Source organism: Herbaspirillum sp. C9C3, assembly GCF_013359625.1.
Taxonomy (GTDB): domain Bacteria; phylum Pseudomonadota; class Gammaproteobacteria; order Burkholderiales; family Burkholderiaceae_D; genus Herbaspirillum.
The window spans coordinates 23651-44465 of the sequence record NZ_JABFMQ010000008.1 but is presented as its reverse complement, the minus strand read 5'-3'; the positions used below and the strand labels follow the sequence as shown (position 1 = coordinate 44465).

Below are 20815 nucleotides of genomic sequence, written 5' to 3'. Positions count from 1 at the left end.
GGCTGCCTGGCTGCCTTATGGCCGCGGATCGGTCACGAAGCCGATCTTGGCCAGCCCGCCAGCCTGTGCCATGGCCATCACCTGCGCCACCTTTTCATAAGGCGTGGTGCGGGCCGCGCGCAGATGCAGTTCCGGTAGCTGCGACCGGGCCGCCGCGGCGCCAATGCGGGCCTTCAGTTGCGCCATGTCGACCGGTTCGTCATTCCAGAAGGTCTTGCCCTGGGCATCGATGGCCAGGTTGATGCTGTCCGGCTTGAGCGTATCGGGCTGGGCTGTGGCACGCGGCAGGTCGATTTTTACCGCGTTGTTCATGACCGGCACGGTGATGATGAAGATGATCAGCAGCACCAGCATCACATCCACCAGCGGGGTGGTGTTGATCTCGGGGTTGAAGTCGTCGTCCGATTCGGACAGGGATCCCATGCCCATCACGCTGCTCCCTGGACGCGCAGGTGCATCGTATGGGACTGTTGCGGCCCGGCACCGGAGGCATCGGCGCGAGCGCCGGTGACGAACAGCGCATGCAGTTCGAATCCGAACTTGTTCAGGCGCGCGATGATGCTCTTGTTGCCACGCAGGAGCGCGTTGTAGCCGAAGGTGGCGGGAATGGCGACGGCCAGGCCCAACGCCGTCATGATCAGGGCCTCGCCCACCGGGCCGGCCACCTTGTCGATGCTGGCCTGGCCGCTGCTGCCGATGGAGACCAGGGCGTGATAAATGCCCCAGACCGTTCCGAACAAGCCCACGAAAGGGGCCGTCGAGCCGACCGAGGCCAGGACGGCCATGCCCGACTGCAAACTGGCCGAGGCCTCATCGATGGCCTGGCGCAACGACAGTGTGACCCATTCGCTGACCGGCAGACGATCCTGCAACTGGCCCTGATGGATCGTGTGATGATCCACCGCCCCTTGCCCGGCACTGGCGAGCGCGACGAAGGGATTGTCCCGCCCCAGGCAAGACACGCCGGCAGCGACGTTGTCAGCCTGCCAGAAGGCGTGACCGGCGGCCTGTGCCGGGGCGCGATAGCGCAACAACTGCAGGGCCTTGGTCAGAATGACGTACCACGAGGCCATCGACATCATCGTCAGCAGAATCGCCACCGCCTTGGTGACGACATCGCCTTGCGACCACAAGGCCGTGAGGCCGTAGGGACTTGCATCCATTGTTGATTCCTTTCTGGCTGGATTACTGCGTCAATTGAAATTTGATCGGCACGACGACATAGGCAGACTGTGCCCGGCCCTGCTCTACATAAGGCTGAAAGCGGGCCTGCGCGACCGCCACGCGTGCTGCCTGGTCGAGGCTGGCGATGCCCGAGGATTTTTCCAATGCAATCTGTTCCACGCTGCCCTGGGCATTGATCAACACGCGCAGCAGCACTTCACCTTCGTCGCCACGACGACGGGCAGCGGCGGGATAAACCGGTTGCGGGGCGGTGAGGTATTGCACGCCGCTGGTGATGACGGGCGGACTGGATGGGCGGGACACTGCCGCTACCGGTGCAGCGGCAGCGCTCGCGGCGGCAGGCGCAGACGAGGATGATGCAGAAGCGGCTGGCGCAGTCACGGCGGCCACGGGAGGCGCCAAGGTCGGCGCTGCGCTCACGGGAAGGGATACGGGCATGGCTGCCTGGTGGGCGCGCGGCGTTGGCGCGGGCCGCACGTGCACGGTGCGTACCGGCGGTGCGGGCGCCGGTAGCGCAGAAGGACGGACTGGCTGGGGTGCAGGCTCGAAGAGCGCCAGCATCACGGTGCTCGGTACCGGTGGTGTAATGGCGGGGGGTGACAGCGGACGCATCTGCAGCGCCAGCCACAGCACTCCAAGATGCGCTGCGATCACCAGCAGCGCCGGCCGGACCGTCCGCCACCGGTCCGCTGCTGGCCAGGCGCGCCCAGCCGGTGAAGCAGCCGCTGCCACGGCCATGCCGGCAGCGGTGCGCTGAGGAAAATGAGGGAGAGATGACAACATGACTCGCGCCGCAGGGTACGGCGTTGCTTTGAAAAAAGCAGGAGTCTAGGCAGTCATGATGACCTTGCCGTTACGCTTGTGTGACAACGGCGTCAGGAAGGGCGTCGCCGATGTAAAACTTTGTAAGCCCCCCCCTCCCCAACGGAGCTCCCCGCGCGACGAACGTCAAGGGTCCCGGCGTCCCGCCGTCGCCCGCCAGCACAGGATCGACCCGGCACACACCAGCGCGGCACCCACCCAGAACGAGAGCGGCAAGGGGGCTCGCAGCAGCAGCGCCGACAGCGCCGATGAAAACACCGGAATGAAATACGAGGCCCCCGCCAGCACCGTCACGTTGCCATGCAGGATGCCGATGTTCCAGGCTGCATAGCCCAGCCCCATGGCAGCCGAGGCCAGCACCAGATAGACCGCTGCGGGGATACTGAAGGATAGTTCATCGACATGCCCACCCAGCAAGACCTTCACCCACAAGGCCAGTGCCACCAGCATGAAGAAAGGAGTCACGCCGTTCTTGCCCCCGGCGATGCGCGTGGTGACGGTACAGTAGGCGGCCCAGATGAGGGCGCCGATGAAAGCCAGGCCATAGCTCAGCGGGTTGTCCTGGATGTTGATGAGAATGCCTGGCAGATCCAGCCCCTGGTCGCCGCCCAGCACCCAGCAGATCCCCAGCATGGACAGGATGAACCCGGGCACCAGCAGCAGCGTGGCGCGCTGCCCGCCGAACAGGATGGCCGCCACCAGCGTAAAGGTCGGCCACAGGTAGTTGACCATGCCGACCTCGATGGCCTGGCGGCCATCATGCGCATAACCGATGGAAAGCGACAGGCACAGCTCATAGGCCACGAACAGCACACTGCCCCACGCCAGATACCGGCGCGGAAAGCTCGACAGCCGCGGGAAACCCACCGACACCATCAGGATCAGCGACGCCACCGTATAGATCGCCGCCGCGCCGCCGGTGGCGCCGAGATGTTCGCTCACGCCCCGGATCAGGCCCACGATGGCGCTCCACAGGACCACGGCGCTCAGTCCGATCAGGGTTGCCTTCTTGCTGTTCATTGCACCTGCCCAAAAGCGCAAGAGTGTACCTCATGGGCCACGCTGCCTGTCCTGCAGCGGCGGGAGACCCAAGGCCAGCCCCCGCTGCCGTGATAGAATCCTGCCCCTTCTGTCCGCGCTTGAGTGGCCGTCACCCACCTGGCCGGACGTGTTCCATGGGTTCCCTCGCCCCCATTCATCAAAAAGGTTCATATGACGACTCTCGACCTGCGCCGCCACGCTGCGCTGCTGACCTGGCTATCTCTGTTCCACCTGGTGGTGATCACCTCCAGCAATTACCTGGTGCAACTGCCGGTTTCCATTTTCGGCCTGCATACCACCTGGGGCGCCTTCAGTTTTCCCTTCATATTCCTGGCGACCGATCTGACGGTGCGATTCTTCGGCGCCCCGCTGGCCCGCCGCATCATCTTTGCCGTGATGCTGCCGGCGCTGTTCATTTCCTACGGCATCTCGGCGCTGTTCTACATGGGGCAGTGGCAGGGCTTCGGCGCGCTGGCGCATTTCAACCTCTTCGTGGCGCGCATCGCGGCGGCCAGCTTCACGGCCTATGTACTGGGACAAGTGCTGGACGTACAGGTCTTCAACCGCCTGCGCGCCTCGCGCCACTGGTGGCTGGCGCCGTCGGTATCGATGATCTTCGGTAACGCCAGCGATACCATCGCCTTTTTCTCCATCGCCTTCTGGCGCAGCAGCGATCCCTTCATGGCCACGCACTGGGTGGAAATCGCGCTGGTCGACTACGGCTTCAAAATCGCCATCAGCCTGCTGTTCTTCCTGCCGGCCTATGGCGCCCTGATGTCGTTCCTGAAGAGCTGGTTCGCCCGCCCTCTGGCCGCCGATCCGGCCTAAGGCCTGCAGCGATTTCCATCCGGCGGTAAACTTGTGGCTTTTGCGCGCTCTGCCCGGGCGCGCCCTCCTCCTCTCCACTCTCCACCTGGACTGCGCATGAACTGGCCCCTGTTTGCCCTTGCCGTTGCCGCCTTTGGTATCGGTACCACTGAATTCGTCATCATGGGCTTGCTGCCCGACGTCGCACGCGATCTGGGGGTGAGCGCACCGGCCGCCGGCATGCTGGTCTCGGGCTATGCCCTGGGCGTGGCCGCTGGCGCCCCCATCCTCGCCATCCTCACCGCCAGATGGCCGCGCAAGCAGGCGCTGGTGGGGCTGATGTGCCTCTTCATCCTGGGCAACGTGCTGTGCGCGGTAGCGCCCAATTACGTCTTCCTGATGGTGGCGCGGGTGGTCACTGCCTTCTGCCATGCGGCCTTCTTCGGCATCGGCTCGGTGGTAGCCGCAGAACTGGTCGCGCCGCACAAGCGCGCCCAGGCGGTGGCACTGATGTTCACCGGCCTGACGGTGGCCAACATCCTTGGCGTACCGCTGGGTACGGCCTTCGGCCATGCGGCGGGCTGGCGCTCCACCTTCGGCGTGGTGACCGGGATCGGGGTGCTGGCCGCCATCATGCTGTGGACCATGCTGCCCAGGAAGATCCCCATGCAGGCCGGCAATATCTTCCAGGAGTTCCGCTCCATCATCGATACCCGCGTACAGCTCTCGCTGCTGACCTCCACGCTGGCCTCGATCAGCATGTTCAGCGTGATCACCTATATCGCCTACATCCTGCTGGATGTGACCGGTTTCACCACCCGGCAAGAGAGCTGGGTGCTGCTGCTTTTCGGTGCCGGCATCACCGTGGGCGGGCTGGTCGGTGGCAAGCTGGCGGACTGGAAACTCATGCCGGTGATGTGCGGCGTGTTCCTCTGCATCGCCGTGGTACTGGGACTGTTCTCCTTCACCAGCCACTACAAATGGCCGACGCTGGTCACCATGTTTGCCTGGGGCGCCTTCGCCTTCGCGGTGGTACCGGGCGCGCAGATCCGCGTACTCGATACCGCGCGTGGCGCGCCCAACCTGGCCTCCACCCTCAACCAGGGCGCCTTCAATCTGGGCAACGCCACCGGCGCCTGGGTCGGCGGCGTGGCGATCTCGGCGGGCCTCCCCCTGACCGATTTACCTTTGATCGGCTCGGTCTTCGCCCTGCTGGGACTGCTGACGGTGGCCTTCTCGGCCTCGCTGGACAAGCGCGTGCGCGCCCCGGCCTGATCAACCACGACGCCAGCAAGAAGGCGCTTGTCCCTCGCGGGAAAAGCGCCTTTTCTTCATTGCGGCAACGACAGCGGCGCCGTCAAGCCGCCGTCAGATGTGCCGAAGCGATGAAGTTGTCGAAGAAACCTTCACATCTGGCCAATTGCTCCAGCGTGACGAACTCATTAGGCTTGTGGGCATGGACGATGTCGCCCGGTCCGCAGATCACGGCCGGCATGCCGGCCTGGCCGAACAGCCCGCCTTCGGTACCGAACCCGACCTTGCGTGCACGTTCGCTGCCCAGGATGCGCAACGCCGAGCTCACCAGCGGATCATCGGGTGGCGTGCTCATGCCGGGATAGGCCGTGAGGGTCTCGAATTCGATGCGTCCTTGCGCGCCCTCGATCTGCATCTGCGGCAGCAGTTCCTGCTCGGCATAGCGCCTGACTTCCTCGAACACCTCCGCCGGATCGATACCAGGCAGGAAGCGATGCTCGAAGACGAACTCGGCCTTGTCCGGAATGATGTTGGGCGCATTGCCGCCGTTGGACAGCGTGGTGACGATGGAGGAGTACGGTACGTCGAAGTCGTAATCCTGCGCCTCCGAATTGCGCACGCGCAGGGCGATCTCGCGGATCTTCAGCTGCATCATGGCGGCATAGTCGATGCTGTTGATGCCCAGGTGCGGGCAGGAAGAATGGGCTGCATGACCATGCACCGAGCAGCGATAGGATCGCTTGCCCTTGTGCGCGATGACGGGCTGCATCATGGTGGGCTCACCGATGATGACGCCGGTGGGCCGGATGTCGTTCTGCTGCAGATCGGCCAGCAGCTCGCGTACCCCGAGGCAGCCGACCTCTTCATCGTAGGAGAAAGAGAAGTGCAGCGGCGTGTGCAGCCTGTCCTGGGCGATAGCGGGCAGGCGCGCCAGGCAGACCGCGATGAAACCCTTCATGTCGCAAGCACCGCGACCGAATAGTTTGCCATCGGCCACGCGCGCCACGAAGGGATCGGAATCCCAGTTCTGGCCGGTGACCGGCACCACATCGGTGTGGCCGGAGAAGACTGTTCCGTAGTGTCCGGGACCAGCGTCGCCCAGGGTGGCGAAGAGGTTGGCCTTGCGCCGTTGCGCATCGTAGGTCAGACGGGTGGTGGCGCCGTGGCGCTCCAGGGTGTCGCGCACCCATTCGATGAGGCCGAGGTTGGATTCGCGGCTGATGGTGTTGAAGCCGATGAGGGTCTTGAGGATATCCAGCGTCGCCTGGGTCGGGGCCGCAGCGGCTGATGTCAGTGGTGCATTCATGATGATGGTTTGCCTGTTCAAATCCGGAACGCCGGGCCATCGGACAGGAGGACAGATGGTGTGGGTGTTCCCTCAGAAGTGCAGCAAGCGGCGTGCCACGGCCTGCCCCTGCTGGCATGGCGGCCAGCCGAGGCAGACGGCGCGGCTGCAGATCCCTGCGCCTGGCTCCCTGCCGTCTCATCGGACGGGATCGGCATTGATCCGGGGGATCGCTACCCTGCACGTGAAGGACTTAGCTTACACCGCAATACATGGCGTGGTTGGAGAGATGAAGGATTTTCACGGCTGGGGGCGGGGATGCGCGCTGGCGAGCTTGCCCTGTCATGGCCCATCGAACAGGCCGGACGGCCTGATCGACCGCGAAGCCGGGCCGTATCAGGAAAATCCTGCTAGGCGCTTTTGCGCATTTTTGTCAGACTGCTGCTGAAGTTTTGTGCCGGGAGAGGCGCCCGCAGAGGCCAGCATGGATTCCCGCAGCACAGGAATGGTGATCAGGGTCACTACAAGAGAAGGACAAGACCATGAAGCCGCCGATCATATTGATGATTGAGTCGAACGGCGAAGCAGTGGAGCTGGCGCGTTTTGCGCTCTGGCGCCAGAATTTTCACTGTGTATTGCAGTGGTATGACGAAGCAGACGCTGCCATCGAGCGACTGTTGCCACGCCGCCAGGAAGGGCAGGTGCAGTTACCGGGCATGATTTTCCTCGATCCGGGTATGATGGAGAACAATGGCCTGGACTTCATCGAGGCCATGAGGGCGGGCCGCAACACGCGCGCGGTACCGATCGTGGTGTTTCCTGACAGTGATTACCCGCCGGAGATGCCGGCGCTGCTGGAAGCCGGTGCCGTAGAATATGTGCTCAAACCCGAGACGGCCCAGCAATACATGGATGTGGTAGTCGACCGTGCGCGGCGCTGGAGCAAGCGACGGCGCCGACGCGATTCGCCTGCGGTGAAGGCTGACGGGGATGGCTAGCGGCCCGACAAGAACGCCGCGATCCTCGCAGGTCGCGGCGTTTTTTCTTGTGCCCGCACGCATGCTGGGGGAAAGTTGACGCTTATTTCTTCACGCGCGTGCTGATGTGGCCATCGAACTCACGCTGCGCTGCTTCCAGCCTCTTGAGGGCTTCCTGCCAGGGGTGGTAGTCGGCTTCCGTGAGCCAGGAACCGTCAGGATTCTGTTTCCACTGTTCCAGCTTGGCGGTCATTTTTTCATATTCTTCCAACTGGGCGACCAGTAGCGATTCCATTTGCGTCTTCAACTCTTCAGCGCGGGTGATCCAGGGATCCTGTTCTGACATGGGCGACTCTCTTTCGTCATGAATGAAGGTGCGGGAATGTTAACACGACCGCCAGCGCAGCGATCACGCCTGAGAAGCTCTGCAGTGGGATGCAGCACTTGATGTGCTTCCTGCATGGAAGGCATTTTCAAAGAGGTCATTTGGGGCCCAAAAAGCTTCTTCGAAGAATTCCGTGACGAAGTGCTGTCCATGGAGTGGCCCAGAAACCGCCTGGAAGCCAAGGCGGTGATTGAGGACTGCACGCAGCACTACAATAAGGTTCGTCCTCATTCCAGTTTGAACTACCAGACGCCGGAAGCGTTCAGCAAGAAAGCAGGAAACCCTTTATGAATCGGACCTAATTCCGAATTAGCTTGGCTCGACAAAACCGGGCAGGTCACACGCAGAAGTCACGCAAAGCAAAAAGGCCCTGAGCGCGGTAACGCTTAGGGCCTTTGTCAGCAAGGCTTTCGCCTTACTTGCATTTGGTTGCGGGGGCAGGAGATTTTCCTGTTTTCCCCGACCATTCTCTTAAAACCCTTATCCAGACTGGCTTACCGCGTCTTCTCAGTACGGTTGCAAGGTCAAAAAAAGTGGTTCAGTAGGTGGAATACTACCTGGACTATTGGCGGAATGGACAAGAAGCCAATCTCTCCATTCAAAAATCAAGCTAACTCTGGGCTATCGCCATTCCGTCTCCGGAAATCCCGATTACTTCTCGGAACCATTAACTCTTCTATTTTTCGGTCCTGCTCAAAGACGGATGCATATTTAGAGGTAGATAACTAAGTGGAACGGTCGCTGTTTGACTATTTCCAAACTGCGTCATGCTCCCACCCCACAGGAAATCCCATTGCGACTCTATCTCGTTGAAAAATAGGTTGCGAAGTTATTAATGCAACAAAAAACTCCTTGATCCCATCTTCAATACCTTGCGATTTGCACATAATTCTTAACATGACAAGATGTTGATAAAGGCGATTTATCTTAGGAGCAAGAGTTGGAATTTTGATAGTTATTTTCTTCGAAATTCCTTGTGGAGCACGAAGATTGCGATTCCATATCCTTGAATGGTGAGCACAAATATTTCTCAACTCCAACATACACAAGATATTTGTCACTAAGGCACCATGAGAAGTAAGTCCAAATTCATTCGCACAATCGTCCAAAAAACTCCCGCCTTTTCGCCTAAATTTCTTTTCATCAATATGTTTGGCAAAAGTTGCTAGATGTTCCAGTGTCAAAATTTCACTCAGAATCCAGAATGGTGGAATCTGCTTGTAATCAAAAGATTGGCGATTGAAATAATGACTTACATAGTGCTTCGCGTATTCATGAGGACTGCTAGTAAAACGCGATCCTGCTTTTTTGAGGACTCTCTCCACATTGCCGAAATTAGAAAAATTTGTCGCGTCGAGATGCCAAAACGGATTTTTAGTTTGGCTCGTCACAACATTGTCTAAGACCCCTCTTACTCTTACTTCTAAAACTGAAATTAAAGGGAATAAGAAATCTCGTATTTTCTGATCAGCCAAATAGAGGCTATAAATCTGCGAAAAATATGTCCCAGCGGGAAATAAATTGCTTTTATCGTGAAAAGGAATGAAATATGCCTTAAATCGATAATAGTTATTACGAAATATTATCTTCGCAGACAAGTCAGATTGCGGGATGGTCAGCCCATCATTTTTCATCTTAGCAATCAGGTCCACAGGTGATAGGTAGGGTTTTACGTATTCTCTATACCCTGGATGTTCCTTAATGAAGCTACGCCATTTATAGTTTTTTATTAGTTGGATGATTTTTTTCATTTTCCACCGTATATTTTTCAGATTAAGGCAATTAAAATTCAACGCCTTTATAAAAAATCCACTTTAAAAATGAAAAGCCCGCGAAGCACCTTAAAACTTCTAAGGCACCGCGCGGGCGTTGGTGTGCTAATTATAGTCGTTTAAAAAAAGAAGTCAAATGCCTGATCTGCGTAAAAATAACGCCAATGGTAGACGCATTGGCGGGCCGCTCCACTCTGCTCGCCTCGGTCATTCGTCCATGGCAAGCCAGGTCTGATTTTCTGTGGATGCGGGAAGTCGTCGATCAACTGGCACAAGGCCATGCCGAAACGGCCTTAACGAAAATGGCCGTCAAAGGGCAACTCTATACGGAGCCTGATCGTGAAAGGACGATGCACGCCCTGATTGAAGAATGGAAGAAAGACGATCGTCCATTGAAAAATAAGGTCATCATTGCCGGACTGAGAAACGAAGTTGCGACCCTCAACCAGCAAGCACGAGAGCATCTTATTGCGGCTGGCCATCTGAATCGTGATCAGGCTCGAATCCTGCCGCTGCTCCAACGAGATGGCCTTCTAGATCATCGAGAGTTTATTCCTGGGGATCGCATAGTCATCACCAAGAACAATCCAGCGTTGGGCCTCGTAAACGGAGCGACCGGAACTCTCCTAGGATTTGATGGGCAGGATTTCCTCTCCATTCAACTGGACGAACCCAATGCCAAGGGTGCTAGCCGAATTTTGATTCCGATCACATTCCACCATCTTGATCACTCATACAGCCTGACCACGTTCAAAAGCCAAGGGCGAACTTTTGATTCTGCATACGTCTTCGTTAATCCCGTAATGGCCCACCGTGAATGGATTTACGTTGCCGCCAGCCGGACGCGTTATCGGACTTCTTTGTACGTGCCAGAGAACGAGATCGATCAAGGCCAGACAGAGGACTTACAGCATCAAGAAGAAAAACGAGGGGACGAGTTGACACCTATGCAGAAACTATCCCGATGTTTAGCCCGTTCTCACGATCAACTTTGCCCAACTCATCGAGGATTCTCTTCTGTCGTTGAGATAGTCGATAGGAGGACTCAAAAAGCCAAGCAAGAATGAAGACTGCAGCAATGAGCCCCCACCATACTGTTGGCAGGGATAGAGCAAAATTCAAAACCTTGAACCCAGCCTCATCTCCACGCAAAGCAATCTCATCTCTATAAAAGGCGGCAAATCCCCATAGAACCCACAAGGCACCAATGATTTTCAAGCCAATGTTTTCTTTGAACAGTCCGACGAAATAAATCCATCGCTGCCTTACCGTTTTAAGCATCCTCTGCCCACTTTTTCTTATTCGCCACGAAATTCTTAAACTGGCCGCAATAACGCAAAGCCTCGATATTCACCGGCCATGCGAGCGAATCAACGACTTTCTTCAAGTCAGGCAGGTCTCGCACATATCCCAAATGCACCTCCATGCCCTTCTCTGTGCCGTGACCTACGACACGTGAGGCCAACGTTGCCGAGATTCCATGGTTCGCCAGTTGCGTGATGACGTTGACTCGGAAGGAATGGAAAGATTTGTGGTCGTTCGACTTCTTGATCTTCCGAGCCTTAAGGTATTTGAGCAGTTCTTCACTCAGCCGCTTGGAGTAAGAGCCATTCACGAAGAAGCGATGTGGAAATATCCGCTCGGCCCCAGCCTGACGAACCTCTTCCACGTAATCCAAGAAGCCCAACTGAACCAGGGCATCACAGATCGGCACTTTCCGAATGCCATTACTGGTTTTACTCCGGTACACATAAATATAGTGAACGCCGTTCTCTGCCTCGATCACGTCTTGGCAACGAATTTGTGTCGCCTCGCTGATCCGCATGCCGGTGTAAATGCCCAGGAGAGGCCCCCAGTATAAGTCTGGAGCCTTCATCGCCGCTTTGTACGCCAAAGGCTCAAACAAAGCCGCCAATTCGTCTTTGGCAAACGGCTCATACGACTCGGTTTGCTTCACCCGTTCCTTTTTACTCAGCACGTAGAGGCCGGTGACTGGATTGGAATTGTGGCGAGTATAGGCCCCTTGACCGAGGGCATATTCAAAGAAGTCAGCGATGGAGAGCAATTTGTTATCGATGGTCTTAGCCGCCTGCCCTTCTTTGAGCAAGGCCGACTTGTAGGCCACGATATGGGCCTTGTCCAACTCATTCACTTCCGGGTCTTCATTCTTCAAGGCCCGCTCTGTGAAGTCCTTCAAATGGGATGCCTTGGCATCGACCGTGCGAGCCGAATTTTTCAAACGACGCTCAACAATCCACTCAGCAGCAATGCGGGAGAGTTTGGGCGATTGGCGTTTTTGGGCATCGGCCACCACCTGGGCCAGAATGGCTTGTTCATCCAGAGCCAATTGCGTCACGGCAGGCGAAGGCGGTTCGGGTTGAAGGGCCAAGAGTCCTTTGGCCGCCTCGACGGCCTCCATGGCCCGAGCATGGTCTTCAGGCCCCTCGGCTTTGATCTTGATGTTGCCCACTTCAATCTCGTACTGACGCAAATCGGCCCGATTGAAGTTGAAATCCGCAAGGCTGGGATTCCGGGTGTTCTTATTGTTCATTGCACGCCCCCGCTCAATGACTGCATTTAATTGCAAGGCAACAATATTAGCAGTGACGGGGCATTTCGTGCGAAGGCTGACCTTCCGGTCTTTGTCTTTGGTTTTGAGGCGGAAATAGAAGACGCCGCAACGATTCAGGTACAACCGAGGGGCTTTGATCTGGGGCATAGGTGGCTCACTGGGTGGCACACCGCCTGAAAAGCAAAAAACCGCTACCAGCCAAAGCTAGTAACGGTTTCTCGATATCTGGTTGCGGGGGCAGGATTTGAACCTACGACCTTCGGGTTATGAGCCCGACGAGCTGCCAGACTGCTCCACCCCGCGTCTGAAGAACACAATTATAGGACAGCCAAAATGGGAATGCAAACATTTTCTGCAATCTTTTTACAGTGATACACTCCTAACCGCATTGCAGCTTCCTGCAACCGTCCAGCCAGCCGGTCAAGCGGTCCGTGCCGCCACAGGAAAATGCACCCAAGGCCCCTTCCCTACTATATATAAAGACAGACACCTTCCGAGCCTCTATGAAATTCTGTTCCGAGTGCGGCCACACAGTATCCCAGCAGATTCCTCCCGATGACACGCGGCTGCGCCATGTCTGCACCAACTGCGGAGCGATCCACTATCAGAATCCCAAGATGGTGGTCGGCTCCATCCCCGTCTGGGAACAGGATGGCCAGGTCAAGGTCCTGCTGTGCAAGCGTGCCATCGAGCCGCGTCTGGGTTACTGGACCCTGCCGGCCGGTTTCATGGAAAACGCGGAAACCACCGAAGACGCCGCCCGCCGCGAAACCGAAGAGGAGGCCGGTGCCCGTATCCAGCTGCACGAACTGTTCTCCCTGGTCAACGTGCCCCACGTCCACCAGGTCCACCTCTTCTACCGCGCTACCCTGCTCGACCTCGATTACCAGGCCGGCATCGAAAGCCTGGAAGTGGCCCTCTATACAGAAGACCAGATCCCCTGGCAGGACATCGCCTTCCCCACGGTGGAATTCACCCTGCGCGCCTTCTTTGCCCAGATGAAGAAAGTGCGCAGCGGTGAAGGCGGCTTCACGCTGCACACCGAAGACATCCGCCGCCGCATGATCTGATCCGCAGGAGCACGCGGATGATCGCCTGGCTGGATCTCGATACGCCCTTCCCCGATGTCTCGCGCGCCCTGGCCGATCCGGCCGGGCTGCTGGCCGCCGGCGGCGACCTGTCGCCACAGCGCCTGCTCGAAGCCTATCGCCACGGCATCTTCCCCTGGTTCTCCGAAGGCCAACCCATCCTCTGGTGGAGCACCGATCCGCGCATGGTGCTGCGCACCGATCACTTCGTCGTCTCCGACAGCCTCAAGAAAACCCTGCGTCGCATCGAGCGCAGTCGCCACGGCGACGGACTCTGGCAAGTCACCTTCGATACCGTCTTCGAACAGGTCATGCAAGGCTGCGCCGGCCCGCGCCGACACGAACACGGCACCTGGATCTCGCCCGAGATCATGGCAGGCTATACCGGGCTGCATCGCGCCGGCTACGCCCACTCCTCCGAAGTCTGGCTCAACGGTGAACTGGTCGGCGGCGCCTATGGCGTCTCCATCGGTCGCATGTTCTACGGCGAATCGATGTTTGCCCGCGTCAGCGATGCCTCCAAGGTGGCCCTGGCACACCTGGTGTTCTTCCTGCGCAGCCATGGCGTGCAGATGATCGACTGCCAGCAGGAAACCGCCCACCTGGCCTCGCTGGGCGCACGCCCCATCCCCCGCAGCGACTTCCTGCACCATCTGCGCGCCGCCATCCAGTGGCCGCAGATCCATGGATGGGCACCCCTGAACCTGCTGGAAACCGGCATCCCGTCCGGCCCACGTGACTGAGCCTGGCTCCATCCTTCACTGCGACTATCAAAATGGTGTAAATTGGAACCTGACTCCAGGGACCCACGGTGCGCTCGACACCTCGCCGCCGGCCTCCCGCAAGACAGGACAGGACGCACATGACGCATCTCAAAGACTTGCCGTTCTCCACGTTGCAGTTCTATGCAACCGCGCCCTACCCATGCAGCTATCTCGATGACCAGCAGGCCCGCTCGCAAGTGGCCACACCCTCGCATCTCATCAACGCGGATGTGTACTCGGAACTGGTCAAGACGGGCTTCCGGCGCAGCGGCATCTTTACCTACCGCCCCTACTGCGATGGCTGCACTGCCTGCACTCCAGTACGCATCCGCGTAGCCGACTTCGAACGCAACCGCAGCCAGCGCCGCGCCTGGGAACGCAATCGCGGCCTGCAAACCCTGGTCACCAACCTGACCTACGCCCACGAGCACTACGAACTCTACCTGCGCTACCAGTGCGCCCGCCATGCCGGCGGCGGCATGGACCAGGACAGCCGCGACCAGTACGCGCAGTTCCTGCTGCAAAGCAAAGTCAACACCCGACTGGTGGAGTTCCGCGAGGCCGACGGCACGCTGCGCATGGTCAGCATCATCGACGTGCTCAATGACGGGCTGTCCTCGGTCTATACCTTCTTCGATCCCGACCTGCCGGCCGCCTCCTTCGGTACCTACAACATCCTCTGGCAGATCGAGCAAGCGCGCCAGCTGGAGATGCCCTACGTCTACCTGGGCTACTGGATCAAGGAAAGCCAGAAGATGGCCTACAAGACCAACTACCAGCCGCTGGAAGCCCTGCATGAGGGCCACTGGAGCCTGCTCGAAGGCTGAAGCGGGCTTCACGTCTGTGGCGCAACGTCTGCAAAAACAGCCGCAGAAACTGCAAATGATGGGCGACAACGGCCCGGATACGGAGAACGGAAGGCGGCACGCGTTAGAATAGCGGCAGTTTTTTGGCCCTCTTCCTTACCTGATCGCCCCATCGTGTCCGACAAATTTCTCTACGCGCTCGCGCGTCCGCTGCTGTTTTCCCTGGAACCCGAAACCGCACACCACCTGGTGCTGCCCGCGCTGCGCTGCGCCGCACGCTACAGCCTGACCGATTTCATCACCAGAAAACCGGCCTCCGATCCGCGCACGGTCATGGGTATCACCTTCCCCAACCCGGTGGGCATGGCCGCCGGGCTGGACAAGGATGGCGCCTACATCGACGGCCTGGCGGCGCTGGGTTTCGGTTTCATCGAAGTCGGCACGGTCACGCCGCGCGCCCAGCCGGGCAATCCGCTGCCGCGCATGTTCCGCCTGCCGGCCGCCAACGCGGTCATCAACCGCATGGGCTTCAACAATGGCGGCGTGGATGCCTTCGTGGCCAATGTGCAATCCTCGCGCTTCTATCAGGAGCGCCAGGGCGTGCTGGGCCTCAATATCGGCAAGAACGCCGATACCCCCATCGAGCGCGCCGCCGAAGATTACGTGCACTGCCTGGAAAAGGTCTATCCCTACGCCAGCTATGTGACGGTGAACATCTCTTCGCCCAACACCAAGAACCTGCGCCAGCTGCAAGGGGCCTCCGAACTGGATTCCCTGCTCTCGCAGCTGAAATCGGCCCAGCGCCGCCTGGCCGACCGTCATGGTCGCTACGTGCCGGTGGCGCTCAAGATCGCGCCGGACATGGACATGGAACAGGTCAAGAACGTCGCCGACGCCCTGCTGCGTCACCAGATCGATGGCGTCATCGCCACCAACACCACCATCACCCGCGATGCCGTGCAAGGCATGCCGCATGGGGAAGAAGCCGGCGGCCTGTCGGGCAAGCCGGTGCTGGAATTGTCCAACCAGGTGATCCGTGGCCTGAAGGCCGAAGTGGGCGAGGCGCTGCCCATCATCGGCGTGGGCGGTATCTTCAGCGGGGCCGATGCGCGCGCCAAGATCGAGGCCGGGGCCTCGCTGGTACAGCTCTACACCGGACTGATCTACCAGGGACCGGCGCTGGTGCACGAATGTGCCGACGCCCTGCGCGTGCCGCAGGCAGCACACGCGGCGCACCACTGAAGCGGCGCGCACCGCACAAACGAAAACAGCAGGCCAGGTGCCTGCTGTTTGTGTTTCCGGGAGCGCTGCGCTCGCCCGTGGGTGATGCTCAATCCTTGGAGGACTCCTTCTTGAGATTGAAGATCCGGCGTGCATTGGCGTCGGATTCGGACTTCTTTTCAAAATCGGTCTTCTCGCAACCGGCCAACACAACACCGACGACCAGCGTCAGCAGCATGACGACAAAACGCATGATATTCCCCTGAAGATTCGGATGAGGCCCCGGATGGCCGCACGCCCCTTCGAGGAGCAGGCGGATAGCGCCGCAGGACGGGCCTGTGCGACCGGTATAGGGGGCCGGCAGGCGCCATTTTATGCGCAAAAGATCACTTCGCAATGACTATCAGTGAAAGTTTTCGCTCAAAACCGGCTGCCCGTTCCCCTCTATAATGGCAGGCTTCCGGCGGCCAGGCCGTCGCCCTGCTTTGTGTCCATGTCCGTCAACACCATCGCCCTCAACCGCCAGATGCGTCGTTTCGATGACCACGCCAGCGTCTGGCTGTTCGGTTACGGCTCCATCATCTTCAAGGCCGATTTCCCCTACCTGGAACGCCGCCCGGCCCACATCACCGGCTGGGCGCGACGCTTCTGGCAAAGTTCCCACGATCATCGCGGCACAGCCCAAGCCCCGGGCCGGGTGGTAACCCTGGTACCGGAGCAGGATGCCGTCTGCGCCGGCATGGCCTACCTGATCACTCCGGAAGTCTTTGCCCATCTGGATCATCGCGAGAAAAACGGTTACCTGCGCCTGGTTACCGAGATGAGCTTCGAGGATGGCCAGGTCGCCGAAGGGCTGATCTACATCGCTGCCGACGACAACGAAGCCTTCGCCGGGCCCGCCAGCGAACTGGAGATCGCGCGCCAGATTGCTGGCGCCGTCGGTCCCAGCGGGCGCAACAGCGAATACCTGCTCAAGCTGGCCCAGGCTTTGCGCGAGCTGGGCGCCGAAGACCACCACGTCTTCGCCATCGAACGACATCTGCTGCAACTGATCGGGCAGCCGCCCGTGCTATCGTCTGCGGCACGCCCCTGAGTCCCGCATCGCCTACGACCACAAGGAAGAGCAACATGATCAAGACCCTCGCCACCAGCCTCACCCTCATCATGGCCCTGGCCGCCTGCACCACCCCGGTGGAACGCACCGCCAGCGGCGCCATCCCCGCCGCGCGCGTCTACATCAAGAGCATGACCGAGCAGGCCGCGGGCCTGTCGCCCGTCACCTTCACCCGTGCCGCCGGCCTGCTCAACAACGACATGCTGGAACTGGCCATCAACGATGTGGTGCTGGCCCAGATCGCCGGCGGTGAACATCTGTCGATCTGGCTCAAGCCCGGCAGCTATGATTTCAGCATCAAGCGCGTCAACAGCCTGGGCAGCAATGCCGGACCGACGACGGACAAGCTGACGCTGCCCGTGGCCCAAGGCGGCCGCTACGAGCTCCGGATCAATACCGAATTGCGCGGCCTGAACCTGCAACTGGTCAAGTAAGCCTGAGCATCCTGCACGACAAAACGTGCCGGAATTCGTGATGTTGCCCCATAGCCCCTGTCGTACGGATGACACACCGTGCCACGGGGGCTTGCTGCGTCAGCCCGAAGGGTTTTACGCAAGCCATTGATTAAAAACGGTTTTTCTCAAGAAAAAAGACATCGGAGATACCCGGACAGCCAATCATTCACAAAATAGATAACTGGTATTGGGATTCAAAAGTGGAAGCACGCCCGTGAAGCGAATATATTGCAATGCAACAGATCAATTTCTTCCTCACGGAGCTCACCATGAACATCATCGCCGACATCCTCCCGTACACCCTGCTCATCGGCGCCATGGTTGCGCGCTACCTGATTTCGGTCAAGTAAGCAGCCTCCTGGCCGGGTGATCGCCCGTCTCCGCACGGAGACACGATGCCACTTCGGAGCAGTCCTGAAAAGCGGTTATTGTCGCGTTGCAACGCTGACAAGCCGCTTTTTCTTTTGGCACCGGTCGCGGATCGATTCGCACTGATTTAGGGCAAATTCGCACCATTATCATCATCGTTGATATCTCAACGATGTACCATGGTGCAACTCTGGCTTGCCGGTGTGGTAAATGTCGTGTCGTCGTCTGACTTGCAAAGCTGCTGCAGCGCATTACACTCGCAAGCTTTGCCAACGCAACGAAAGTGACGCATGAAGCGACTTGCCTCCCTCCTCGCCGCCTCCGCCCTGCTGCTGGCCGTGCAAGGCTGCGCCTGCGCGCCTGGCTTCGTCGGCTTTGACAGCCGCTGCCAGTTCAGCAACGTTCCCAGCGGGCAACCCTGAGTGAACAAAAAAGCACCGGATTGGCCCCTTCAGAAGCCTGTCGCGGTGCTTTACATGCGTAATTCCAGGTTAATTCCTGAACCCTTCTTCACGCTAGCTTCAGCGTCTTCTGGTTTTACCCCATCGATACCGTCGGCATTGGACTGGCTTGCTCGGTCGGCGGCAACTGTCCCAGCCACTCCCGCAAGTCCTGCATGGCCTGCTCACGCAGTCGGGTTTCCTCATTGAAGATCTCGTGGTAAGCCTGGGCGTACCAGTGCAGCGTCTTGCTTTGGCCGGGCAGGGCCTCGTAGAAGGCCCGGCTGCCGCGCGGGGCGACGAAGGCGTCATCGCCGGCGACCTGCAGCAGCACTGGCCGCGTGAACTGGACGGCATCGCGCGCCGTCTGCTGCATGGCATCGAGCATGAAGTTGAGCATGCGCGGCGCGATCTTGCCGTGATTGAGCGGGTCCTGGCGGTACGCTCTTACCTGCTGCGGATCGTGCGAGATGCGCGCAGCCGGCAAGGCGGTCGGCAGGGCCAGGCCCGGGGCGATGGCCGAGGAGACCTTCAGCAGCAGCCGCTGCCAGCGCGACAGATCCAGCGCCAGCGCCGGTGAGGACAAGGCCAGTGCCCGCACCGGGCTGAAACCGCCGGTGGCAAAGCGCGCCGCCACCAGGCCGCCCATGCTGTGACCGAACAGCAGCGGCGTGCACTGCGTACGGCGGCTGAAGTCATCGAAGCTCTGCTTCAGGTCGCGCAGCAGATCATCCGGTCGGATCAGGCTGCCCTGGCGGCCACCCGAATTGCCATGGCCGCGATGGTCGCAGATGCGCACGGAAAAGCCGGCCTGATTGAACAGCTGTGCCAATGCCTCATAGCGCCCGCCATGTTCCCCCAGGCCATGCACCATCTGCACCGCCGAGGTGGCGCCGGGCAGCAGCCAGTCGCGGCAAAACAGGCGGGTGCCGTCGGCGGCGTCGATCCAGTGTTCCTGTACGGGGAGAGGATGGCTCATGGTTTCCTGAAGGAAGAGGACTGCGCATCCGCCTGGCGGCGCGTCATTCGCCAGGCCTTGCGCAGGCGCCGGCTCTGGCGCAGGGCGAGCTGCAGCGACGCAGCCCAGGACAAGGGACGCGGATGCACCACCGCGCGCAAGGCGCGGGCATAGTCCAGCACCATGCCCGGCGTCCAGGCCATGGTCACGGCGCGCTTGCGGATCTGGCTGGCGACCCAGATCTCGGGCGTCAACATCATGCGCACCGCATTGAACCAGTGCCGGTCCCGGGTGCCGATGACACCCTCAAGCGCGGCCTCCAGGGCATGAGCCACGGTGCTGGAGCAGTTGCGATAGGTGAGGTTGTAGATCTCGGTCTGGCGGTAATGCTGCCAGAAGCGCTCCAGCGAGGCGCGACGGTAGTCGCGGAAGACGATCTTCTCGGTCGATTCGCACCAGGCCGCGGCTTCGCTGCGGTAATCGGTGAGGTAGCGGCCCTTGACGTCGTTGTCGGCCGTGGCGCGCAGCAGCCGGGCGAACTGATCCGGCGAGCGGTCGATTTCTTCGGCCGGATAAAGGCTGATATACAGATCAGGCAGGATCTCCAGCGCGGCGTGGCCGGTCGAGATGACGCCCTGGGTGTCGACGGCGGCAATGTAGCGGTCGATCACCGGCTGCCGCCGGGCCTGTCCCTTGGCGCTGCCGGTGGGGGTCCATACGTGCAGGGTCATCGGTGACAGCGGCCCTGGTGTCGCAGCAGCCGTGGCCGGGGTGCACAGCTGTGCCTGCAGGTCGGGGGCAGCGTCGTGCAGCCCGGCATCGAAGGGCAAGTCATCGCCGCTGTTGCGCTCGGCCAGCACGTCAGCGGCGGCCTGCTGCGGCAGCATGCGGCTGCGCAGGGCCACCCAGATCATGTTCCAGCCACCGAAGACCAGGCCCAGCGCCAGGCAATACGGCACGGTCCCCTTGTAGTGGGTGGGATAGGGCTGGAAGAAGAAGATCGCCAGCCCGATCTGCACGACCCCGCCGAACATGGCCGTGCGCCAGCGCGGAAAGCGCACCACCAGGGCCGAGGTGATCTGCAGCGCACCGCCGATGGTGAAGGCCAGCCCAAACAGCATGGCCAGCGCCATGTTGCTGGCGTAGTGCTGGGTGATGACCAGGATAGCAATGAGCAGGAACAAGCCGCCCTTGGCGTAGCGCAGGGTCTTCTGCGCGCCCATGCCGCTGTTGGCCACCCACAGGGTGACCAGGCTCTCCAGCAGCAGCAGGTAGCCGAACAGGGTCAAGGGGAAATTGAGCACGCCATCGAGTGCATCGATCATCAGCGACACGCCGACGGCTCCCCAGGCCAGACCGGCCACGGCCAGAGCGTGCCAGTTGCGGCGGATGAAATCGGCACCCAGCAATAACAAGACAAGTCGTATCACGGCATTCCCGGGGCTGTGCCCTTCCTTTTGCGATCCCGCATTCTGGGGGATTCCCTGCGGCGAGGCAAAT

General features: G+C 59.9%; 23 protein-coding genes and 1 tRNA gene. 12 read left to right on the top strand and 12 right to left on the bottom strand.

What is annotated here, in order from left to right:
• Positions 1-15: 15 nt before the first annotated feature.
• From HNO82_RS10015 to yddG, 4 genes are all read right to left on the bottom strand, one after another.
• Positions 16-429: an ExbD/TolR family protein gene (locus tag HNO82_RS10015; protein ID WP_175343609.1), complete on the bottom strand. Its 414-nt coding sequence runs from the start codon at positions 427-429 to the stop codon at positions 16-18.
• Complete coding sequence (locus HNO82_RS10010; protein WP_008330565.1) at positions 429-1163, bottom strand: MotA/TolQ/ExbB proton channel family protein; 735 nt, start codon at positions 1161-1163, stop codon at positions 429-431. Before HNO82_RS10010 ends, HNO82_RS10015 begins: the two co-directional genes overlap by 1 nt.
• A 22-nt stretch (positions 1164-1185) precedes the next feature.
• Complete coding sequence (locus HNO82_RS10005; RefSeq protein ID WP_175343608.1) at positions 1186-1968, bottom strand: energy transducer TonB; 783 nt, start codon at positions 1966-1968, stop codon at positions 1186-1188.
• A gap of 165 nt (positions 1969-2133) precedes the next feature.
• Positions 2134-3027 carry an aromatic amino acid DMT transporter YddG gene (gene yddG, locus HNO82_RS10000; protein ID WP_175343607.1) on the bottom strand — a complete coding sequence of 298 codons (894 nt, stop codon included), beginning with the start codon at positions 3025-3027 and terminating at the stop codon, positions 2134-2136.
• Between the two features lie 192 nt (positions 3028-3219).
• Here yddG and HNO82_RS09995 point away from each other — a divergent pair, with 192 nt between their 5' ends.
• Positions 3220-3876, top strand: coding sequence for a 7-cyano-7-deazaguanine/7-aminomethyl-7-deazaguanine transporter (locus tag HNO82_RS09995; protein WP_175343606.1), 657 nt, complete (start codon positions 3220-3222; stop codon positions 3874-3876).
• A gap of 96 nt (positions 3877-3972) precedes the next feature.
• Complete coding sequence (locus HNO82_RS09990) at positions 3973-5130, top strand: MFS transporter (protein ID WP_175343605.1); 1158 nt, start codon at positions 3973-3975, stop codon at positions 5128-5130.
• A gap of 82 nt (positions 5131-5212) precedes the next feature.
• Here HNO82_RS09990 and argE read toward each other — a convergent pair whose 3' ends face one another.
• The gene (argE, locus tag HNO82_RS09985; RefSeq protein WP_008330592.1) at positions 5213-6415 is read right to left on the bottom strand and encodes an acetylornithine deacetylase; all 1203 of its coding nucleotides are present in this window, start codon (positions 6413-6415) and stop codon (positions 5213-5215) included.
• Positions 6416-6936: 521 nt separating this feature from the next.
• Here argE and HNO82_RS09980 point away from each other — a divergent pair.
• On the top strand, positions 6937-7392 hold the full coding sequence (locus HNO82_RS09980) for a response regulator (protein WP_175343604.1): 456 nt from the start codon (positions 6937-6939) through the stop codon (positions 7390-7392).
• A gap of 82 nt (positions 7393-7474) precedes the next feature.
• On the opposite strand, the gene HNO82_RS09975 is transcribed toward HNO82_RS09980, so the two are convergent.
• Entirely contained in the window at positions 7475-7717 is a 243-nt protein-coding gene (locus HNO82_RS09975; RefSeq protein WP_008330598.1) for a hypothetical protein, read from the bottom strand.
• 114 nt (positions 7718-7831) lie between these two features.
• Between HNO82_RS09975 and HNO82_RS09970 the strand changes: the two genes are divergently transcribed.
• Complete coding sequence (locus tag HNO82_RS09970; RefSeq protein ID WP_175343603.1) at positions 7832-8047, top strand: integrase core domain-containing protein; 216 nt, start codon at positions 7832-7834, stop codon at positions 8045-8047.
• Positions 8048-8505: 458 nt separating this feature from the next.
• On the opposite strand, the gene HNO82_RS09965 is transcribed toward HNO82_RS09970, so the two are convergent.
• A complete protein-coding gene (locus tag HNO82_RS09965; RefSeq protein WP_175343602.1) occupies positions 8506-9507 on the bottom strand; it encodes an Abi family protein in 1002 nt (333 codons plus the stop codon).
• Positions 9508-9692: 185 nt separating this feature from the next.
• Between HNO82_RS09965 and HNO82_RS09960 the strand changes: the two genes are divergently transcribed.
• Positions 9693-10595, top strand: a complete 903-nt coding sequence (locus HNO82_RS09960) for a hypothetical protein (protein ID WP_175343601.1) — start codon at positions 9693-9695, stop codon at positions 10593-10595.
• A 206-nt stretch (positions 10596-10801) separates the two neighbouring features.
• Here HNO82_RS09960 and HNO82_RS09955 read toward each other — a convergent pair whose 3' ends face one another.
• Together HNO82_RS09955 and HNO82_RS09950 are read right to left on the bottom strand one after the other, a co-directional pair.
• Positions 10802-12247 (bottom strand): site-specific integrase, encoded by a 1446-nt coding sequence (locus HNO82_RS09955; protein ID WP_175343600.1) that lies wholly within the window; start codon positions 12245-12247, stop codon positions 10802-10804.
• Positions 12248-12326: 79 nt separating this feature from the next.
• Positions 12327-12403: transfer RNA gene (locus HNO82_RS09950), tRNA-Met, on the bottom strand.
• A gap of 200 nt (positions 12404-12603) precedes the next feature.
• Here HNO82_RS09950 and HNO82_RS09945 point away from each other — a divergent pair.
• The 4 genes from HNO82_RS09945 (at position 12604) to HNO82_RS09930 (ending at position 16000) form a co-directional block, all read left to right on the top strand.
• On the top strand, positions 12604-13170 hold the full coding sequence (locus tag HNO82_RS09945; protein ID WP_008330652.1) for an NUDIX hydrolase: 567 nt from the start codon (positions 12604-12606) through the stop codon (positions 13168-13170).
• Positions 13171-13187: 17 nt separating this feature from the next.
• Entirely contained in the window at positions 13188-13931 is a 744-nt protein-coding gene (gene aat / locus HNO82_RS09940) for a leucyl/phenylalanyl-tRNA--protein transferase (RefSeq protein ID WP_175343599.1), read from the top strand.
• Positions 13932-14050: 119 nt separating this feature from the next.
• On the top strand, positions 14051-14779 hold the full coding sequence (locus HNO82_RS09935; RefSeq protein WP_008330660.1) for an arginyltransferase: 729 nt from the start codon (positions 14051-14053) through the stop codon (positions 14777-14779).
• A 153-nt stretch (positions 14780-14932) separates the two neighbouring features.
• Entirely contained in the window at positions 14933-16000 is a 1068-nt protein-coding gene (locus tag HNO82_RS09930; RefSeq protein ID WP_175343598.1) for a quinone-dependent dihydroorotate dehydrogenase, read from the top strand.
• 88 nt (positions 16001-16088) lie between these two features.
• Here HNO82_RS09930 and HNO82_RS09925 read toward each other — a convergent pair whose 3' ends face one another.
• Positions 16089-16232 (bottom strand): hypothetical protein, encoded by a 144-nt coding sequence (locus tag HNO82_RS09925; RefSeq protein WP_175343597.1) that lies wholly within the window; start codon positions 16230-16232, stop codon positions 16089-16091.
• Between the two features lie 240 nt (positions 16233-16472).
• Here HNO82_RS09925 and HNO82_RS09920 point away from each other — a divergent pair, with 240 nt between their 5' ends.
• The 3 genes from HNO82_RS09920 (at position 16473) to HNO82_RS22370 (ending at position 18339) form a co-directional block, all read left to right on the top strand.
• Positions 16473-17072 (top strand): gamma-glutamylcyclotransferase, encoded by a 600-nt coding sequence (locus tag HNO82_RS09920; protein WP_008330663.1) that lies wholly within the window; start codon positions 16473-16475, stop codon positions 17070-17072.
• Between the two features lie 35 nt (positions 17073-17107).
• Positions 17108-17527, top strand: coding sequence for an NAD-GH domain containing protein (locus HNO82_RS09915; protein WP_175343596.1), 420 nt, complete (start codon positions 17108-17110; stop codon positions 17525-17527).
• Positions 17528-18207: 680 nt separating this feature from the next.
• Complete coding sequence (locus HNO82_RS22370) at positions 18208-18339, top strand: hypothetical protein (protein WP_008330666.1); 132 nt, start codon at positions 18208-18210, stop codon at positions 18337-18339.
• A gap of 115 nt (positions 18340-18454) precedes the next feature.
• On the opposite strand, the gene HNO82_RS09910 is transcribed toward HNO82_RS22370, so the two are convergent.
• Complete coding sequence (locus tag HNO82_RS09910; RefSeq protein ID WP_008330667.1) at positions 18455-19336, bottom strand: alpha/beta hydrolase; 882 nt, start codon at positions 19334-19336, stop codon at positions 18455-18457.
• On the bottom strand, positions 19333-20745 hold the full coding sequence (locus tag HNO82_RS09905; protein WP_034351123.1) for an HdeD family acid-resistance protein: 1413 nt from the start codon (positions 20743-20745) through the stop codon (positions 19333-19335). The genes HNO82_RS09910 and HNO82_RS09905 overlap by 4 nt, the downstream gene beginning before the upstream one ends.
• Between the last annotated feature and the right edge of the window lie 70 nt (positions 20746-20815).

Bases quoted from the DNA above. Each gene is read 5' to 3' on its own strand.
- HNO82_RS10015 (WP_175343609.1), bottom strand. From the start codon at position 429: ATGGGCATGGGATCCCTGTCCGAATCGGACGACGACTTCAACCCCGAG.
- HNO82_RS10010 (WP_008330565.1), bottom strand. From the start codon at position 1,163: ATGGATGCAAGTCCCTACGGCCTCACGGCCTTGTGGTCGCAAGGCGAT.
- HNO82_RS10005 (WP_175343608.1), bottom strand. From the start codon at position 1,968: ATGTTGTCATCTCTCCCTCATTTTCCTCAGCGCACCGCTGCCGGCATG.
- yddG (WP_175343607.1), bottom strand. From the start codon at position 3,027: ATGAACAGCAAGAAGGCAACCCTGATCGGACTGAGCGCCGTGGTCCTG.
- HNO82_RS09995 (WP_175343606.1), top strand. From the start codon at position 3,220: ATGACGACTCTCGACCTGCGCCGCCACGCTGCGCTGCTGACCTGGCTA.
- HNO82_RS09990 (WP_175343605.1), top strand. From the start codon at position 3,973: ATGAACTGGCCCCTGTTTGCCCTTGCCGTTGCCGCCTTTGGTATCGGT.
- argE (WP_008330592.1), bottom strand. From the start codon at position 6,415: ATGAATGCACCACTGACATCAGCCGCTGCGGCCCCGACCCAGGCGACG.
- HNO82_RS09980 (WP_175343604.1), top strand. From the start codon at position 6,937: ATGAAGCCGCCGATCATATTGATGATTGAGTCGAACGGCGAAGCAGTG.
- HNO82_RS09975 (WP_008330598.1), bottom strand. From the start codon at position 7,717: ATGTCAGAACAGGATCCCTGGATCACCCGCGCTGAAGAGTTGAAGACG.
- HNO82_RS09970 (WP_175343603.1), top strand. From the start codon at position 7,832: ATGGAAGGCATTTTCAAAGAGGTCATTTGGGGCCCAAAAAGCTTCTTC.
- HNO82_RS09965 (WP_175343602.1), bottom strand. From the start codon at position 9,507: ATGAAAAAAATCATCCAACTAATAAAAAACTATAAATGGCGTAGCTTC.
- HNO82_RS09960 (WP_175343601.1), top strand. From the start codon at position 9,693: ATGGTAGACGCATTGGCGGGCCGCTCCACTCTGCTCGCCTCGGTCATT.
- HNO82_RS09955 (WP_175343600.1), bottom strand. From the start codon at position 12,247: ATGCCCCAGATCAAAGCCCCTCGGTTGTACCTGAATCGTTGCGGCGTC.
- HNO82_RS09945 (WP_008330652.1), top strand. From the start codon at position 12,604: ATGAAATTCTGTTCCGAGTGCGGCCACACAGTATCCCAGCAGATTCCT.
- aat (WP_175343599.1), top strand. From the start codon at position 13,188: ATGATCGCCTGGCTGGATCTCGATACGCCCTTCCCCGATGTCTCGCGC.
- HNO82_RS09935 (WP_008330660.1), top strand. From the start codon at position 14,051: ATGACGCATCTCAAAGACTTGCCGTTCTCCACGTTGCAGTTCTATGCA.
- HNO82_RS09925 (WP_175343597.1), bottom strand. From the start codon at position 16,232: ATGCGTTTTGTCGTCATGCTGCTGACGCTGGTCGTCGGTGTTGTGTTG.
- HNO82_RS09920 (WP_008330663.1), top strand. From the start codon at position 16,473: ATGTCCGTCAACACCATCGCCCTCAACCGCCAGATGCGTCGTTTCGAT.
- HNO82_RS09915 (WP_175343596.1), top strand. From the start codon at position 17,108: ATGATCAAGACCCTCGCCACCAGCCTCACCCTCATCATGGCCCTGGCC.
- HNO82_RS22370 (WP_008330666.1), top strand. From the start codon at position 18,208: ATGAAGCGACTTGCCTCCCTCCTCGCCGCCTCCGCCCTGCTGCTGGCC.
- HNO82_RS09910 (WP_008330667.1), bottom strand. From the start codon at position 19,336: ATGAGCCATCCTCTCCCCGTACAGGAACACTGGATCGACGCCGCCGAC.